The 15,773-nt window shown below is 67.6% G+C and carries 14 protein-coding genes; 8 read left to right on the top strand and 6 right to left on the bottom strand.

Annotated elements, in window-relative coordinates; all coding sequences use genetic code 11:
• Positions 1 to 3: 3 nt before the first annotated feature.
• The gene (locus AC4GY7_RS03090) at positions 4 to 1,548 is read right to left on the bottom strand and encodes an MDR family MFS transporter (protein WP_491111934.1); all 1,545 of its coding nucleotides are present in this window, start codon (positions 1,546 to 1,548) and stop codon (positions 4 to 6) included.
• Between the two features lie 203 nt (positions 1,549 to 1,751).
• Here AC4GY7_RS03090 and AC4GY7_RS03085 point away from each other — a divergent pair, with 203 nt between their 5' ends.
• Positions 1,752 to 2,438: a PAS domain-containing protein gene (locus AC4GY7_RS03085; RefSeq protein ID WP_491111933.1), complete on the top strand. Its 687-nt coding sequence runs from the start codon at positions 1,752 to 1,754 to the stop codon at positions 2,436 to 2,438.
• A gap of 9 nt (positions 2,439 to 2,447) precedes the next feature.
• On the opposite strand, the gene AC4GY7_RS03080 is transcribed toward AC4GY7_RS03085, so the two are convergent.
• A complete protein-coding gene (locus AC4GY7_RS03080; protein ID WP_491111932.1) occupies positions 2,448 to 3,812 on the bottom strand; it encodes a cryptochrome/photolyase family protein in 1,365 nt (454 codons plus the stop codon).
• Between the two features lie 74 nt (positions 3,813 to 3,886).
• Between AC4GY7_RS03080 and AC4GY7_RS03075 the strand changes: the two genes are divergently transcribed.
• Positions 3,887 to 4,312: a hypothetical protein gene (locus AC4GY7_RS03075; RefSeq protein WP_491111931.1), complete on the top strand. Its 426-nt coding sequence runs from the start codon at positions 3,887 to 3,889 to the stop codon at positions 4,310 to 4,312.
• Between the two features lie 37 nt (positions 4,313 to 4,349).
• Here the strand turns inward: AC4GY7_RS03075 and AC4GY7_RS03070 are convergent, their stop codons facing one another.
• The 4 genes from AC4GY7_RS03070 to AC4GY7_RS03055 form a co-directional block, all read right to left on the bottom strand.
• Positions 4,350 to 5,648 (bottom strand): OmpP1/FadL family transporter, encoded by a 1,299-nt coding sequence (locus AC4GY7_RS03070; RefSeq protein ID WP_491111930.1) that lies wholly within the window; start codon positions 5,646 to 5,648, stop codon positions 4,350 to 4,352.
• Between the two features lie 38 nt (positions 5,649 to 5,686).
• Positions 5,687 to 6,097 (bottom strand): DUF2147 domain-containing protein, encoded by a 411-nt coding sequence (locus tag AC4GY7_RS03065; protein WP_491111929.1) that lies wholly within the window; start codon positions 6,095 to 6,097, stop codon positions 5,687 to 5,689.
• A gap of 361 nt (positions 6,098 to 6,458) precedes the next feature.
• Complete coding sequence (locus AC4GY7_RS03060; RefSeq protein WP_491111928.1) at positions 6,459 to 8,777, bottom strand: 3-hydroxyacyl-CoA dehydrogenase/enoyl-CoA hydratase family protein; 2,319 nt, start codon at positions 8,775 to 8,777, stop codon at positions 6,459 to 6,461.
• 26 nt (positions 8,778 to 8,803) lie between these two features.
• Complete coding sequence (locus AC4GY7_RS03055; protein ID WP_491111927.1) at positions 8,804 to 9,943, bottom strand: thiolase family protein; 1,140 nt, start codon at positions 9,941 to 9,943, stop codon at positions 8,804 to 8,806.
• 120 nt (positions 9,944 to 10,063) lie between these two features.
• Here AC4GY7_RS03055 and AC4GY7_RS03050 point away from each other — a divergent pair, with 120 nt between their 5' ends.
• The 6 genes from AC4GY7_RS03050 to AC4GY7_RS03025 all read left to right on the top strand — a co-directional run bounded on the left by AC4GY7_RS03050 (position 10,064) and on the right by AC4GY7_RS03025 (position 15,680).
• Positions 10,064 to 11,758: a long-chain-fatty-acid--CoA ligase gene (locus tag AC4GY7_RS03050; protein ID WP_491111926.1), complete on the top strand. Its 1,695-nt coding sequence runs from the start codon at positions 10,064 to 10,066 to the stop codon at positions 11,756 to 11,758.
• A gap of 18 nt (positions 11,759 to 11,776) precedes the next feature.
• Positions 11,777 to 12,205 carry a MerR family transcriptional regulator gene (locus AC4GY7_RS03045; RefSeq protein ID WP_491111925.1) on the top strand — a complete coding sequence of 143 codons (429 nt, stop codon included), beginning with the start codon at positions 11,777 to 11,779 and terminating at the stop codon, positions 12,203 to 12,205.
• A 337-nt stretch (positions 12,206 to 12,542) separates the two neighbouring features.
• A complete protein-coding gene (gene hisI, locus AC4GY7_RS03040) occupies positions 12,543 to 12,902 on the top strand; it encodes a phosphoribosyl-AMP cyclohydrolase (protein ID WP_491111924.1) in 360 nt (119 codons plus the stop codon).
• The gene (locus AC4GY7_RS03035) at positions 12,899 to 13,399 is read left to right on the top strand and encodes a hypothetical protein (protein ID WP_491111923.1); all 501 of its coding nucleotides are present in this window, start codon (positions 12,899 to 12,901) and stop codon (positions 13,397 to 13,399) included. Before hisI ends, AC4GY7_RS03035 begins: the two co-directional genes overlap by 4 nt.
• Positions 13,400 to 13,435: 36 nt before the next feature.
• Positions 13,436 to 13,861 (top strand): MerR family transcriptional regulator, encoded by a 426-nt coding sequence (locus AC4GY7_RS03030; RefSeq protein ID WP_491111922.1) that lies wholly within the window; start codon positions 13,436 to 13,438, stop codon positions 13,859 to 13,861.
• A gap of 16 nt (positions 13,862 to 13,877) precedes the next feature.
• The gene (locus tag AC4GY7_RS03025) at positions 13,878 to 15,680 is read left to right on the top strand and encodes an acyl-CoA dehydrogenase C-terminal domain-containing protein (RefSeq protein WP_491111921.1); all 1,803 of its coding nucleotides are present in this window, start codon (positions 13,878 to 13,880) and stop codon (positions 15,678 to 15,680) included.
• Positions 15,681 to 15,773 lie beyond the last annotated feature (93 nt).

The following is a 15,773-nucleotide window of genomic DNA, read 5'->3' as shown; positions in this document are numbered from 1 at the left end:
GCGTCACGCCTTGACGGTGCGGCCGCTGAGTTCGTCTCCCGCCCGGCGATCGAAGCGCGCGTTGACGAATACCGCGGTCAGCGAGATCGCCGTCACCGTCCAGAAGGCGAAGCTGAAATCGGGGAAGCCGACCGCGCCCTCTCCCCGCCATAGCACCGATACGTGCAGGGCCGTCGCCCCGATGCAGATGCCGAGCGACAGCATCAGCTGCTGGAAGGTCGAATAGAAGCTGGTGGCCGCGCTCATCCGCTCCTTGTCGATCTCGTCATAGGCGATCGTGTTATAGGCGGTGAACTGGAACGACATCAGGAAGCCGGAAGCGACCAGCACCGCGAACACCGCCGGCAGGGGCCAGTCGGGCCGGAACAGTCCGCAGACCGCATAGGCGCCGGTACCCAGCACGCCCATGACGATCAGGCTGCTGCGGAAACCGAAACGCTTGAGGATGCGCCGTGCCACGCCCTTCATCCCGAACGATCCTATCGCACTCGCGACCGTCATCGCGCCGCTCTGCGCGGCGGTGAGGCCGAAGGCGAGCTGCATCATCAGCGGCAAGAGAAACGGTTGCGCGCCCTGGGTGATGCGGGTCAACGAGCCGCCCAGCACCGACAGGCGAAAGGTGGTGATCCGCATCAGCGTGAGGTCGAGAATCGGGTGCGCCACCCGGTGCGCATGCCGCCAGTAGAGCAGGCCGAACACCGCGCCGATGCCGATCAGCGTCGCCGCGAGCGTCGCATCACCCGGCCGGCTCGCCATCTCGAACCCGAACAGCAGGCACCCGAGCGCAACGCCCGACAGGACAAAACCGCCGGTGTCGAAGCCATGCGGCGCCTCTTCGCGGATATCGGCGATGAAGCGCCCGACGAGGACGATGCCGGCAATCCCGATCGGCAGGTTGAGCCAGAAGATCCAGCGCCAGTCGAGATAGGTGACGATGAACCCGCCGAGCGGCGGTCCCAGGATCGGCCCGATCAGCGCGGGCATGATGAGCCAGGACATGGCCGACACCATGTCGCGCTTGGCCACCGAGCGCAGCAGCACCAGTCGCCCGACCGGCATCATCATCGCGCCGCCGATCCCCTGCACGAAGCGCGCCGCCACCATCAGCTCCAGGCTGGGGGCAAGGCCGCATGCAAGGCTGCCCGCGACGAACAAGCCGATCGCGGCGCGGAACACCGGCCGCGCGCCGAACCGATCGGCCATCGTGCCGGACGCCGGAATGAACATCGCGAGTGCGAGCAGATAGGAGGTGAGGGCGATGCTCATCTCCGGCGCACGCACCCCGAAATCGCGCGCCATCGTCGGCAGCGCGGTGGCGAGCACCGTGGCGTCCAGATTCTCCATGAACATCGCGGTGGCGATGATGAGCGCGACAGTGCGATAATTGCGCGCGCGCGGCTCGCCGCCGTCGTGATCGGCCGTCTGGGCGATCTGGTCGCCGGCCGGGACGATGCCGTCGCGGACCTCTGCGTTGACCGAGGCGATCCCGCGCCGTCGCGGCCTCAACAGGTGGCGCGGATCGAGGACGGCGGGGATGTGCAGGTGCATGCGGACGCTAACGGCTTTCGTGGGTAATCGGGTGCCTCTCCGGCCAGGGCGCCGGTCGTCATGCTGCGGCCGCGTCGCCTGGCCCTATATAGGACAGGATATGCGTCATGCGAGCGCGAGTGCCTGCGATGACAGCGGAGCTGCCGTTAAAACATTGCAAATAAAAGAAAATAATGCCAACGGCCGCCGCCGGGAGGCAATTAATGACACTCAGCGCCGCGCCGCTGGCGCAATGCATCACCGATCAGGCGTGCCGGATCCTGCTCGCCGACGATGCCTATCTGGAGCTGCTGGCGCGCCCTCGCGACGAGGTGGTTGGCCGATCGGCGCTGGATTTCACCGCCCCCGGTGATCGCGCGATCAATCATCTGCTGTTGCAGCGCCTGGAGCGGCAGGGCCGCGCCTTTAGCATCATCAAGCGCTACGTGCGCAGCGACGGCACGCTGCAATGGGTGAGCAATCACGTCTCCGCCTTCAGCGACGGCAGCGGCGCGCGCCGCTTCGTCGCCACATGCCAGCCGCAGGGGGCGGCCGCGGCGGCGACCGGCGCCGTCGCGCGTGCCCGGCAGGAGGCGCTGGCGCTGATCCGGACGATGGGCGCTGCCAAACATGCCTTCGGCGAGGATCTGATCGGATCGCCGGCGCTCGAAATCCTGCTGCACCTGCATATCGCCGAACTGGAGGGTCGATCTCTGACCCCGCACTGCCTCGCCCGGCTGATCCGCCAGTCCGATGCGGCGACGCTGCGTTGGGCCAGGGTGCTGGGCCAGCGCCACCTAGCGGAGCCGGAGCGGGAAGGCCCGCTCGATGGCGCCATGCCGTTGCGCATCGCCGCCGACGCCCAACGGCTGATGGAGGCGGTGGCAGGTACCGCGCGCGTCGGCGCCTGAGCGCTGACGTCAGCCGAGCGAGCGCGCCGCCGCCAGCGCCCGCTCGCGCGCTTCGCGATGGCCGATGATCTTTGCCGGGTATCCCTCGGGCCGCACACCGTGCGCATCGGGGTCGTGGATCGCAGCGTCGGTCAGTCCGGCGAGTTCGGGGACCCAGGTGCGGATATAATCGGCAGCGTCGAACTTCTCCGATTGGCCGAGCGGCGCCATGATCCGGCCGAACATGTTGGCATCGACGCCGGTGCCGGCGATCCATTGCCAATTGATTGCGTTGTTGCCGTAGTCGGCATCGACCAGACAGTCCCAATACCAGCGCTCACCGATCCGCCAGTCGATCAGCAGGTGCTTCACCAGGAAACTCGCCGCGATCATCCGCACCCGGTTGTGCATCCAGCCGCTCGTCCATAGCTGGCGCATGCCGGCATCGACGATCGGATAGCCGGTGCGCCCTTGCTGCCATGCCTGGAGGTCGCGCTGCGCCGCCGCGCCCTTGCGCCAGGGCAAGGCGTCGTATTTCGGCCGCCCGTTGGTATCGCCGTAGTCGGGTAGGGCCAGCAGCACGCCCGAGGTGAAGTCGCGCCAGGCGAGTTCCCGAATGAATGCGGCCGCCTCGCCGCTCCGGCCAAGGGCGTGGTAGACCGTTCGCGGCGAAACCTCGCCATGATGCAGATGCGGCGAGAGGCGCGATGTGCCCTCGTCGGACGGCAGGTTGCGGCGGCGTTCGTAATCCCCGACCGCCTCCGCCCAGTCATTTGCCTTAGCGAGCGCTTCCTCTTCCCCCGGCGTCCAATCGGCGCCGAAGCCGGTCGACCAATCGGGCTTGGTCGGCAGCAGCTGCCAGTCGGCCAGCGCATCGCTCTTCGGCCAGTGCCGCGGTGCGGGAATAGCGTCGGGCGCGTCCAGGGGATTGCCGGGTGGCAGATGCCCCTGCATCGCCCGCCAGAAGGAGGAGAAGACCTTGAAGGGCGTACCGGATCCGGTGGTCACGTCCTCGATCCGCGCGAGATGATTGCCGTCGTGCAGTTCCAGTGCGTCCCCCAGTGCCGCCTCCGCCTTGCGCCACCACGGCTCGTAGTGGCGGATCGCATGGATGCGCGTCGCGCCGGTGTCCGCCATCAGCGCCTGCAGCGTCGCGACCGCGTCGCCCCGGCGCAGGATCAGGCGGCTGCCTTTCCCGGCCAGCGCGTCGGCATGTGCGGCGAGGTTATGGTGCAGCCACCAGCGTTGTGCGCCGCCGATCGCCCAATCACCCGGCGCGTCATCGTCGAGGATGTAGACGGGGATCACCGGCCCTTCTGAGGCAGCGGCGACGAGGGCTGGCTGATCGTGGAGCCGCAGGTCCTGGCGCAGCCACAACAGGGTCGGTTGGGTCATCGCCTGCCCAAGCGATTGGCGCCACGCGAAGTTCCTGTGCTAGCGCGGCGAGTGGCAGGCTGGAGGCTAAGGGTATGAAACGGATCGTGCTGGGCATGCTGCTGTTGGCTGGCTGTTCGCCTGCCGCGCCGGACCAGCCTCCCGCGCCGCGTCTGCCGGTGCCGATCCGCGGTGCCGAACGGATGACACTGGTGCGGGGCAATGCGCTGGAGCGCCTGATCCGCGGCAGTACGCAGACCCGCGCGGCCGTGGAAGGCGGTGGCGCACCGGTGGAGCATTTCGCCGCACGCGGCGATCGCTACACGCTACGCTACGACCGGCCGGACTCTGAAGGGCGTTATCGGATCACGCCCGATCGCCTGTGTCTGCGCTTCCGCGACGAACGCAGCGTCTTCTGCCGCTTCTACCTGATCGACGCAGCGGGGAAGACCTGGGTGGCCGAGGACGACCGCGATTACCCGCTGCACGTCGCGGCGGTCACGATCGTCCACGACAGCTGATCCGGGTCCCGCGTGAGGCGCGACCCGGACCGGCCGATCAGAAGCCGATGTGGGCGCCGGCCGAGATCACGAAGGCATGCGCGTCCTGCAGCAGGCCGTTGGTCACCACCGGGGTCTGCACCGCGGTGCCGGCATAGGCAGCCGTGACGCGGTCGATCGTCGTGTTCTTGAAGTCGACGTAATTGCCGGCGAGGTCGATGCCGAACTTCGGCGTCAGCTGGAAGGTGCCGCCGGCGCCATAGTTCCAGCGGTTGGCGTCGGGCACGCGTGCGTCGCGCAGTCCGTTCTGCGTCGGCGTCGTCGCATGCTGCACACCCGCACGCAGCGTCAGCTTCTGCGACACCGCGTAATCCACGCCGCCCGCCAGGCTATAGCTGTCGCGATAATTCTCGGGCAGCGCCTGGTTGAGCGGTGCGCCGAGGCGGATCGCGTCGAACTTGCTCCAGTTGTAGCGCACCGCCTGGCCGTTCAGCGTCAGCGCCGGGGTCGCCCGGATGCGCGCGCCGACGATGACCTGCGCGGGCGTGTAGAAGCTGGCCTCGACATCGTTCAGCGTCCGGTTCTGCGCGGCGAGCGGCCCTTGCAGCCCTTCGACCAGCAGGTCGCCCTTCAACGTGTGTTCGATGCGCGACTTGTAGCTGATGCCGACCGTCGCCCAGTCGTTGTGCATCTGCACGCCTGCGGTCCAGCCGAGGTCCCAGCCATCGCCTTCCAGCCGCTGGCGGCCGTCCGGCAGCGCGGCCGAAAGGTTGGGGAGGGCGTTGCCGAGGCTCGCATAGACGTGCTCGACGTTCGCACCGCCGCCGACACGCAGCCAGTCGGTCAGCGCCACCGCGATCGACGGCTGGATGTCGATGGTCTGCAGCTTGGTGCGGGTCGCGCTGTAGCGGGTCCAGCTGGTCGAATCGTAATCCGTGGTGAAGCTGTAGGGCGAGGTGACGGCAAGGCCGATCGCGACGGGACCGAACGGCATCGCGATGGCGCCAGAGGGCAGCACGCCGTTGTCGATCGGATTGCGCGCGACCTGGTCGCCGCCGACCGGTGCGAACTGACCACCGGGACGGCGGATCAGGGTGCCGTTGTTGACGACCTTGCCGCGCGGCAGGATCGCCGATGCGTTGATCGCAGCCTCGCCATTCTCCATGCCGGCGATCGCGGCCGGGTTCCACCACAGGGACTGCGGGCCGGTGTCGGCGACTTCGCCCGAGAAGGCACGGCCGGCGCCACGCGCCGACTGCTCTTGCAGGTAAAAGGCCTGGGCGTGGGCGACGCTGGCAAGGCCGAACGATCCCACAACGGCGGTGGCGAGCCGAGAGGCTTTGATACGCAAGGACATAAGAGGTCTTCCTAAAGCTTACTTGTAGGTAGGGATAATCAGCGGACGCGCGTCCAGGTCTGCGTCTTGCACAGCGGCACGAAGACGCAGCCGCGCACCTTCAGCGTGTTGGCATCGACCGGCGTCACCTTCGCCTTGTAGGTCTTGCCGTCGTCGGGGTTGTAGATCTGGCCGCCGCTCCAGGCATCGCCGTCGGCAGTGAAGCCGCTGATGAGCAGCAGGCCCCTCAGCGGGCGGCCACGCTGCGCGGCATTCTGGTTATTGACGTCCTTCAGGTCGGGTTGCTGGCGGAGCAGTTCCGACGAGACGAGACGGCCGCAGATCGAGGCGCCGCAGCGCTGGATTTCGACGATGCCGTTGCGGGTTTCGGTCTTCCAGCGACCGACCGCAGTATCGGGGGCTGGGGCCGGGGCCGCCGCAAGCAGCGCACCGAGCAAAAGCAGGGACATGCGGTAATCTCCTCTCCATGGGCCCGCTAACAGCCGCGGCACCCTGACAAGCCGTACGAGCTTTGCGCCGTATGTGTACGGTCGCATTGGGTCGCCCTCGTGACGGTCACCAGATGAACGATGACCTAATGGCGAACCATCTGCCGTATACGGCAGCTGTTAGGCCGACTAGCCGCGTGGAGCGATGTGTCAACCCGCAGTGTCAGCCCGAAAACCGATCGCTGCCGTAACGTTCGGTCGCGCGCCGGGATGCACGATGCGAAAATTCTTCCGGTTCGGGCGATGCCCGGGAAGGGCGAGGCACGCGGCGGTTCCAGGTTGGTGAAGACGGGGCGCTCGCTGCTCGCGAACGCCCGCGCCGTCAGTTTCGCAACGGTTTGCCCGTGGTCAGCATCTGCTGCACGCGCGCCTGCGTCCGGGGATCCTTCACCGCCGCCATGAACGCTTCGCGCTCGAGCGTCAGCAGGTCGTCCTCCTGCACCACGTCGACTAGATCGGTGTCGCCGCCGGTCAGCACGTTGGCGAGGCGGGTCGAGACGACCTCGTCATATTCGGTCGCCATGCCCTTCTTGCGGAAGCCGTCGACGACGCCGGCGATGGCGACGCGGCCGCTCTCGCCGGGCAGGCGGAAGCTCGGCTTCTCGGGCGGCGTGTAGCCGTCGACGAGGCTCAACGCCTTCGCCTTGGCAGCGGCGAGCAGGCGGTCGCGATTCATGGTGATCCCGTCGGACGGGCGCAGGAACAGCATCTCCTTGGCGAGCGCTGCCGATTTGGACACCTGCGCGGTGGAGATCGTCTCGAACGCCTTGGCCACCGCCGGCATCGGCCCCCGCGGCATCGTCGGTGCCCTGGCGATCCGGTCCAGCATCTCGCCATTGCCACCCCAGCCGGGCAGCAGGCCGACGCCGCATTCGACCAGGCCGATGTAGCTTTCGGCATGCGCCTGCACCGCGTCCGAATGGAGCAGCACCTCGCATCCGCCGCCCAATGCCATGCCGGCAGGCGCCGAGACGACGGGGAAGGGGGCGTATTTCAGCGCCTTCAGCGCCTGCTGGCCGCCGGCGATCAGCTTCTCGATCTCGCCCCACATGCCCGCGGCGACGGCGAACATCGCCATGCCGAGGTTCGCTCCGGCCGAGAAGTTCGACCCCTCGTTGTAGATCACCAGCGCCTTGAAGCGTTCCTCGACCAGCGGGATCGCCTGCTGGACGAGCGCCATGATCTCGCCGTCGAGCGCGTTCATCTTGGTGGTGAATTCGAGCGCGGCGACGCCGTCGCCGACATCCCACAAAGCTGCCGACGCATTGCGCAGCAGCGGCTCGCCCGCCAGCTTGACGTCTTCCAGCAGCAACACACCCTCGGGACGCGCCACGTCGGCATAGTCGCCGGACACGGTGAGGAACTGGCGCTTGCCGTCGACGACGCGGTAGAAGGGGCGTTCGCCGGCCGTTTCGAGGATCGCCGGCACCTCGCGTCCCTCGCCGCGCAGCCGTTCGGCGAGCGCGGCGGCGCCGATGCGGTCGATCAGCTCGAACGGGCCGTATTTCCAATTGTAGCCGAGCTTCATCGCGTCATCGATCGCGACCACGTCGTCCGCGGCCTCGCCGACCAGCGACGCAGCATAGCTCAGCACCTTGCCGAGGATCTCCCAGGCATAGTCGCCGACCTTGCCGGGCACGGCGATCAACGCGGCGACGTCCTTCTCCGCCTTGGGCGGCAGGGCGGCGGGCTTGATCCCCTCGCGATAGTCGCCGGTGGCGAGGTCGAGCGCGAGCTTGGTCCTGGTCGCCTTGTCGAAGCGATAGAAGCCGCCCTTGCCCTTGCGCCCCGTGAAGCCCTCGGCGATCATGCGATCGACCAGCGGCATCGGCCGCACCGTATCGAAATAGGCGTCGCCCGCCGGCAGCGTCGATGACAGGCTCTTCGACAACAATGGCATCAGGTCGACGCCGACCAGATCGACGAGGCCGAAGATCCCAGTCTTGGGCACGCCCATCGGCCGGCCACCGATTTGGTCCGCTTCCTCCACGGTCAGTCCCTGATCCATCGCCGCGTTGATCGCAACGGCGAGCCAATAGGTGCCGATACGGTTGGCGATGAATCCGGGCGTGTCCTTGGCGCGAACGATGCGCTTGCCCATGAAGCGGTCGACGAAATCCTCGACGCGGCCTGCGACGGCGACGTCGGTCGCCTCGCCGCGGACGATCTCGATCAGCCGCATGTAGCGCGGCGGATTGAAGAAGTGGGTGATGAGGAAGTCGGCCTTGAACTGGTCCGACCGGCCCTCGACCAGATGCCCGAGCGGGAGCGTCGAGGTGTTCGAACTGACCGCGGTGCCGGGGCGCTTCAGCTGCTCCAGCTTGGCATAGAGCGCCTGCTTGATGTCGAGCCGCTCGACGATCGCCTCGACGATCCAATCGCACTCGGCGACGCGGCCGAGATGGTCGTCGATATTGCCCGTCTCGACCAGCTTCGCCGCCGCCTTCGACATGAAGGGGGCGGGCTCGGTCTTGAGCATCCTGGCGACGGCACCCTTGGCGACCGCATCGCGATCGTCGCCCCCCTTCGGGACGATATCGAGCAGCAGCACGGGGATGCCCGCATTGGCAACCTGTGCGGCGATGCCGGCGCCCATCACGCCCGCCCCGATCACGCAGACCCTTTTGATAGATTCGGGCATGATGCCCTCCGGCTTGATGCCCTCGCTCACGAGACGCGCTCCAGCACCGTGGCGATACCCTGGCCGCCGCCGATACACTGAGTCGCCAGCGCATAGCGACCGCCCTCGCGCTCCAGCAGCGCCGCGGCCTTGCCGACGATGCGCGCGCCCGTGGCGCCGAGCGGGTGGCCGATCGCGATCGCGCCGCCGTCGAGGTTGATCGTCTCGTCCTTTAGGCCGAGATCGCGGATGCAGGCGATCGCCTGGCTCGCGAACGCCTCGTTGATCTCGACGACGTCGAGGTCGGCGACCAACACGCCGGCGCGGGCCAGCGCCTTCTGCGATGCACTGATCGGGCCGAGGCCCATCGTCTCGGGCTCGATGCCGGACACGCCGACCGCCTTGATGCGGGCGAGAATCTTGAGGCCGTGCTTCTGCGCGAACTCTTCGGAGGTCACCAGCACCGCGCTGGCGCCGTCGGTCAGCGGCGAGGAGGTGCCGGCGGTCACCGATCCCTCGGCGTTGAAGGCGGGCTTCAGCGTGCCGAGCGCTTCGGCCGTGGTATCGGGGCGGATCGTGCCGTCCTCGCTCACCGTTCCGGCCTTGGTCGTGATCGGCACGATCTCGTCGGCGAGGCGACCGTCGGCGCGCGCAGCGGCGGCCTTGTGCTGGCTCTTCACCGCGAAGGCATCCTGCTCGGCGCGGGTGATCTGGTATTTGGTCGCGACATTCTCTGCCGTGTCGCCCATCCCCATGTACGCGCCCGGATTCGCCTTCGCGAGCGCGGGGTTGGGCAGGGGGTTGTAGCCGCCCATCGGGATGCGGCTCATCGATTCGAGGCCGGCGCAGATGAACGCCTCGCCGGCACCGATTTGGATCTGGCCCATGGCGATATGGATCGCGCTCATCGACGATCCGCAGAACCGGTTCACCGTCATGCCGCCGACCGACAGCGGCAGGTCGGCGAGCAACCCGATCAGCCGTGCGACGTTGAGGCCCTGTTCGCCCTCCGGGAAAGCGCAGCCGAGGATGATGTCCTCGATCTCGGCCGGGTCAACGCCGGTCCTGTCGATCAGCCCGCGGATCGTCTGCGCGGCGAGATCGTCGGGCCGGACGCGGGCGAGGGCGCCCTTGCCAGCGAGGTGGAACGGCGAGCGCGCGTAACCGGCGATGACGACGTTGGTCATGAAATCCTCTCTTGGGCAGGCAAGGCCTTGCGGTATGCCGTATAGGTGCGATACCTTCCCATTACGTCAAGTGGTGCGAGCGGACAATATGCTCGATGATGCGTGTGAGAGGATGAAGTGATGAGCGACCTCCCGACCGGCCCAGTCGAGGCTGCGGCAGCCACGCCGCTGGCGATCAAGCAGGGCGTGCCGCTGCCGGGTGATCCGCGCCTGCTCGGGCAGATGCTCGATCGATCGGTGGCCCGCTTTCCGGATCGCGCCGCGATCGATTTCATGGGCCGGATCACGACCTGGGGCGAGCTGGGCGCGGCGGTGGATCGCGCGGCGGCGGGCTTGCAGCGGCTGGGTGTGGTCAAGGGCACGCGGGTCGCCCTGTGCCTGCCCAACACGCCCTATTACCCGATCCTGTTCTTCGCGACGCTGAAGGCGGGCGGGATCGTCGTCAACGTCAACCCGCTCTATGTCGAGCGCGAGTTGACGCACCTGATCGAGGATTCGGGCGCGGAGATCATCGCGACCGCGGATGTCGCGGAGATCCAGGCGCGGGTGCTGAACGTCGCGGGCGAAACCGGCATCCGTCACGTCATCAGCTGCCCGATCGCCGACGTGCTGCCGCGGGTGAAGGGCTTCGCCTACCGGCTGGTCAAGCGCAAGGAGATCGGGCGCGCGCCGCGCACGCCGATGCATCTGTTCTTCGCCGACCTGTTGGCGGAGGGCGGCACCCCGACGCCGGTCGCCGTCGCACCCGACGAGGTAGCGGTGCTGCAATATACCGGGGGCACCACCGGGGTGCCGAAGGCGGCGATGCTGTCCCACGCCAATATCGTCGCTAACACCGATGCGATGCTGGTCCATGTCGGCGGCGAATCGGCCGAGCAGGATCGGGTGCTCGGCGTGCTGCCGCTGTTCCACGTCTTTGCGCTGACCAACGTGCTGACCTTCTCGACGCTGGTCGGGGCCGAGATGATCCTGCTGCCGCGCTTCGAGCTGAAGCAGCTGCTCGCCACGCTCAGCCGTACGAAGCCGAGCTACTTCCCGGCGGTGCCGACCATCTACAATGCGCTCGCCAACCTCGGCGCCGACCAGCGGCCCGACCTTTCGTCGATCAAGGTCTGCATCTCGGGCGGCGCGCCGCTGCCGATCGAGGTACGCCATGCCTTCGAGGCGAACACCGGTGCCAAGCTGGTCGAGGGCTATGGCCTGTCCGAGGCCTCGCCGATCATCACCTGCAATCCGTTCGAGGGCGTGAACAAGGAAGGTTCGGCCGGCCTGCCGTTCCCCGGCACCACGATCGAGATCCGCGACCGCGAGGACCCGAGCCGCATCGTGGCGGCCGGCGAGAAGGGCGAGATCTGCGCGCGCGGGCCGCAGGTGATGAGCGGCTATTGGCACAAGCCCGCCGAAACCGCCGCCGCCTTTGCCGACGGCGCGCTGCGCACCGGCGATGTCGGCTATCTCGACGCGGACGGCTACCTCTTCATCGTCGACCGGATCAAGGACATGATCCTGTGCGGTGGCTACAATGTCTACCCCCGCGTCATCGAGGAGGCGTTGTACGAGCATCCCGCCGTCGTCGAGGCGGTGGTGATCGGCGTCGCCGACGCGCATCGCGGGCAGGCGCCCAAGGCGTTCGTCGTGCTGAACGAGCCCGGCGTGGTGACGGGTGCGGAACTGCGCGACTTCCTGCGCGACAAGATCAGCAAGATCGAGCTTCCCCGCGAAGTCGAAATCCGCGACACTCTGCCCAAGACGCTGATCGGCAAGCTTTCCAAGAAGGAGCTGGTCGCGGAAGAAGAAGCCAAGGCGGCGCGCTAGACCGCCCGGAGAGCGATGATGAACGACGGGGGGCATGATGGGGGTGAAGCCAGGGCGGACCTGAAGGGCATTCAGGAGGTGGCGGCGCTGCTCGGCGTCACGCCCCGCACCTTGCGCTTCTACGAGGACAAGGGGCTGATCGAACCGTGCCGGATCGGCACCACCCGCGTCTATCGCCGCCGCGAGATCGCGCGGATGCAGCTGATCCTGCGCGGCAAGCGGCTGGGGTTTTCGCTGACCGACATCGCCGAATTCCTCGACCTGTACGACGCCGATCCCCAGCATCTCGAACAGATGCGTGCGCTCGCCGAGCGCGTGCGGATGCGGATCGTCGAACTGGAGGGGCAGCGCGATGCGCTCGACCAGACGCTGGTCGAACTGGCGAAGCTGGAGGGCGAGGCGCTGGCACGCGTCCACGCGCACGAACCGGCGGCAAAGCGGGCGTGATTCCATGCCCGTCCGACCGGGGGCGGGCAGGTGAAGAAACGTGACGAAGGGGGGCGAATGGCGCGCCACGTCTTCGAGGACGTTGCTGACCTCCCCCTCCGTCACGGCTTCGCCGTGCCACCTCCCCCTGGCGGGGAGGAATGCGTGAGGTCGCATAGCGATGGCCCAACTCCTCCCCCGCCAGGGGGAGGTGGCAGCGCGTCAGCGCTGACGGAGGGGGAGGTAAGCGACATCCTTCGTCGGAGAATACGTCGTTTACTTCCCTCCACCATTCGGCTGGCGCCGAACGGTACCTCTCCCCTCTGGCGAGGGAGGATTTTCCTAGTAAAGCCGTTCGATGCCTGACCCGCGCGAAACCGAGCTCGTCCTCGATCCCAAATACGACGCCGCCGGCCTCATCACCGCCGTCGTCACCGATCGCGCGGGCGCGCTGCTGATGGTCGCGCACATGAACGCCGAAGCGCTTGCCGCCACGCAGGCGAGCGGCGAGGCGACCTTCTGGTCGCGCAGCCGCGGACGGTTGTGGAAGAAGGGCGAGACGTCCGGCAACGTGTTGCGTGTGGTGGAGATGCGGATCGATTGCGATCAGGACGCGCTGTGGGTCATCGCCGACCCTGCCGGCCCCGCCTGTCACACCGGCGCGACCAGCTGCTTCTATCGCCGCATCGACGGCGACCGGTTGCAGGCGATCGAATGAGGCGAGCCGCATGGCTGCCGCTGCTGCTGCTCGCGGGGTGCGGATCGGAACCGCAGACGGCGGCGCCCGATACCGCCGGTGCCCGGCTGGAGGCGGCGGCCGAACGGGCGGGGCTGGTCATCGACGCGGCCGCGGCCCCGTTGATCGGCTCCTGGGCGCGCGATACCGACCGGCTCTGCGTGACGCCGCGCGGGCGTGACCGTTTCGGTGTCGGCGTGCTGATCGATTATGGCCAGGGGCAGGGCTGCGTCGCATCCGGGGCGATGCGGCGGCGTGGCGATCGGCTGACGGTCGATTTCGGCGCCTGCACCTTCGACGCGCAGTTCGATGGCGAGCGCATCGCCTTTCCCGCCGAGCTGCCCGCCGCCTGCGATCGGCTGTGTACGGGCCATGCGACGCTCGCCGCGCTGTCGGTCGAGCACCTCAGCACCGCCGTGTCCGAGGCCGAAACGCTACGTGCGCCGGGTGGCCGATTGCTTTGCCCCGCCGGAGAGTAGGTTGACGTTGACGTAAACGTGATGTAGCGGTTCGGCATGGCCACATCACCTGCCTATGCCGTGATCGACCATCGTCCCGATCGCGACCATTTCACCATCTCCGACCTGTGCGAGGAGTTCGGCGTCACCGCGCGGGCGCTGCGTTTCTACGAGGACGAGGGGCTGATCGCGCCCGAGCGGCGCGGCACGCAGCGCGTCTATTCGCACCGCGATCGCGCCCGGCTCGCCTGGATCCTGCGCGGCAAGCGCGTCGGCTTCAGCCTGGGCGAGATTCGCGAGATGATCGACCTCTACGATCTCGGCGATGGCCGCCGCGTGCAACGCCAGGTTTCGATCGACCGGTGCCGCGCGCGGATCGCGCTGCTCGACCGGCAGAAGCAGGATATCGACGCGGCGATCGCCGAACTCACCGAATTCGTCGCGGTCGTCGAGGCCGTGCACGCGAACGACACACACGCATAACCTTAGGGATAATCGGATGCCTCAATATACGCCGCCCGTCCGCGACACCCGCTTCATCCTCGAGCATGTCGTCGGCTTGCAGAACTACGCCAACCTGCCCGGCTTCGATGCCGCCACCCCCGACGTGGTCGAGGCGGTGCTGGAAGAGGGCGGCCGCTTCGTCGCCGAGGTGCTGTTCCCGATCAACCAGTCCGGCGACCAGGAGGGTTGCACCCGTCACGAGGACGGCAGCGTCACCACGCCCGCCGGTTTCAAGGATGCCTATAAGCAATATGTCGAGAGCGGCTGGGCTACGCTGGGCAATGCGCCCGAATATGGCGGGCAGGGGATGCCGCACGTCGTCTCGATCGCGTTCCAGGAATATATGATCTCGTCCAACATGGCGTTCGCCATGTATCCGGGCCTCACGCACGGCGCGATCGCCGCGCTGGTCGCCAAGGGTAGCCCCGAGCAGCAGCAGATGTACGTCCCCAAGATGGTGTCGGGCGAATGGGGCGGCACGATGAACCTCACCGAGCCGCAGTGCGGCACCGACCTGGGCCTCATCCGCACCAAGGCGGAACCGCAGGCGGACGGCAGCTATGCGATCACCGGTACCAAGATCTTCATCTCGGCCGGCGAGCACGACCTGACCGACAATATCATCCACCTCGTGCTGGCGAAGACGCCCGGCGCGCCGGACAGTTCGAAGGGCATCTCGCTGTTCGTCGTGCCCAAGGTGCTGGTCAACGACGACGGATCGCTCGGCGAGCGCAACGCCGTCACCTGCGGCTCGATCGAGCACAAGATGGGCATCCATGCCAATTCCACCTGCGTCATGAACTATGACGGCGCCAGGGGCTGGCTGGTCGGCGAGGAGATGAAGGGCCTCGCCGCGATGTTCATCATGATGAACGCGGCGCGTCTCGGCGTCGGCCTGCAAGGGCTGGGTATCGCCGAGGTCGCCTATCAGAATGCCGTGCAATATGCCGAGGATCGCCGTCAGGGCCGTGCGCTCACCGGCCCCAAGGAACCGAACGAGAAGGCGGATACGCTGTTCGTCCATCCCGACATCCGCCGCATGCTGATGGAGGCGAAGGCCTGGACCGAGGGCCTGCGCGCGCTCTGCCTGTGGGGCGCACTCCAGGTCGATCTGGAGCATCATGGCGCGACCGAAGAGGAGCGCGAGATGGCGTCCGACCTGATCGGCCTGCTCACCCCCGTCATCAAGGGCGTCGGCACCGACAAGGGCTATGAGGTCGCGACCAACGCGCAGCAGGTCTACGGCGGCCACGGCTATATCGCCGAATGGGGCATGGAACAGTATGTCCGCGATGCCCGCATCGCGATGATCTACGAAGGCACCAACGGCGTGCAGGCGATGGACCTCGTCGGCCGCAAGCTCGCCACCAAGGGCGGTCGCGCGGTGCAGGCGCTGTTCAAGATCGTCACCGAGGAGGCGAGCGCTGCCGAAGGTGTCGAGGCGACCGCGCAGATCGCCGCCGGGCTGAAGAAGGCATTGGGCGAACTGCAGGCGGCGACCATGTGGTTCATGGCCAACGGCATGAAGAACCCCGAGAATGTCGGCGCCGGCGCGGTGCCGTACATGCACCTGATGGGCATCGTCGCCACCGGCCTGATGTGGCTGCGTATGGCGAAGGCGGCCGCCGAGCTGAAGGCGGCGGGCGAGGGCGATGCCGCCTTCCTCGACGCCAAGCTCGTCACCGCGCGCTTCTTCGCCGAGCGGATCGTGCCCGACGCCGGTGCGCTCCGCCGTAAGATCGAAGGCGGTTCGGACAGCCTGATGGCGCTGCCGCCGGAAATGTTCCGCGCGGCCTGAGGCCCAAGGGCACTCACCCTCACCCTGTCGGCGCTGCGCGCCTGCTTCCCTCTCCCATCGGGAGAGGGAAGCAGGCGCCGAAGGCGGCGAAGG

The sequence above is a fragment of the Sphingomonas sp. SP5 genome (assembly GCF_058313455.1).
This window is presented reverse-complemented; position numbering and strand designations above follow the sequence as displayed.

What these genes read in the sequence shown, in the direction of transcription:
- AC4GY7_RS03090 (WP_491111934.1), bottom strand. Translation starts at nt 1,548, where the DNA reads ATGCACCTGCACATCCCCGCCGTCCTCGATCCGCGCCACCTGTTGAGG.
- AC4GY7_RS03085 (WP_491111933.1), top strand. Translation starts at nt 1,752, where the DNA reads ATGACACTCAGCGCCGCGCCGCTGGCGCAATGCATCACCGATCAGGCG.
- AC4GY7_RS03080 (WP_491111932.1), bottom strand. Translation starts at nt 3,812, where the DNA reads ATGACCCAACCGACCCTGTTGTGGCTGCGCCAGGACCTGCGGCTCCAC.
- AC4GY7_RS03075 (WP_491111931.1), top strand. Translation starts at nt 3,887, where the DNA reads ATGAAACGGATCGTGCTGGGCATGCTGCTGTTGGCTGGCTGTTCGCCT.
- AC4GY7_RS03070 (WP_491111930.1), bottom strand. Translation starts at nt 5,648, where the DNA reads ATGTCCTTGCGTATCAAAGCCTCTCGGCTCGCCACCGCCGTTGTGGGA.
- AC4GY7_RS03065 (WP_491111929.1), bottom strand. Translation starts at nt 6,097, where the DNA reads ATGTCCCTGCTTTTGCTCGGTGCGCTGCTTGCGGCGGCCCCGGCCCCA.
- AC4GY7_RS03060 (WP_491111928.1), bottom strand. Translation starts at nt 8,777, where the DNA reads ATGCCCGAATCTATCAAAAGGGTCTGCGTGATCGGGGCGGGCGTGATG.
- AC4GY7_RS03055 (WP_491111927.1), bottom strand. Translation starts at nt 9,943, where the DNA reads ATGACCAACGTCGTCATCGCCGGTTACGCGCGCTCGCCGTTCCACCTC.
- AC4GY7_RS03050 (WP_491111926.1), top strand. Translation starts at nt 10,064, where the DNA reads ATGAGCGACCTCCCGACCGGCCCAGTCGAGGCTGCGGCAGCCACGCCG.
- AC4GY7_RS03045 (WP_491111925.1), top strand. Translation starts at nt 11,777, where the DNA reads ATGAACGACGGGGGGCATGATGGGGGTGAAGCCAGGGCGGACCTGAAG.
- hisI (WP_491111924.1), top strand. Translation starts at nt 12,543, where the DNA reads ATGCCTGACCCGCGCGAAACCGAGCTCGTCCTCGATCCCAAATACGAC.
- AC4GY7_RS03035 (WP_491111923.1), top strand. Translation starts at nt 12,899, where the DNA reads ATGAGGCGAGCCGCATGGCTGCCGCTGCTGCTGCTCGCGGGGTGCGGA.
- AC4GY7_RS03030 (WP_491111922.1), top strand. Translation starts at nt 13,436, where the DNA reads ATGGCCACATCACCTGCCTATGCCGTGATCGACCATCGTCCCGATCGC.
- AC4GY7_RS03025 (WP_491111921.1), top strand. Translation starts at nt 13,878, where the DNA reads ATGCCTCAATATACGCCGCCCGTCCGCGACACCCGCTTCATCCTCGAG.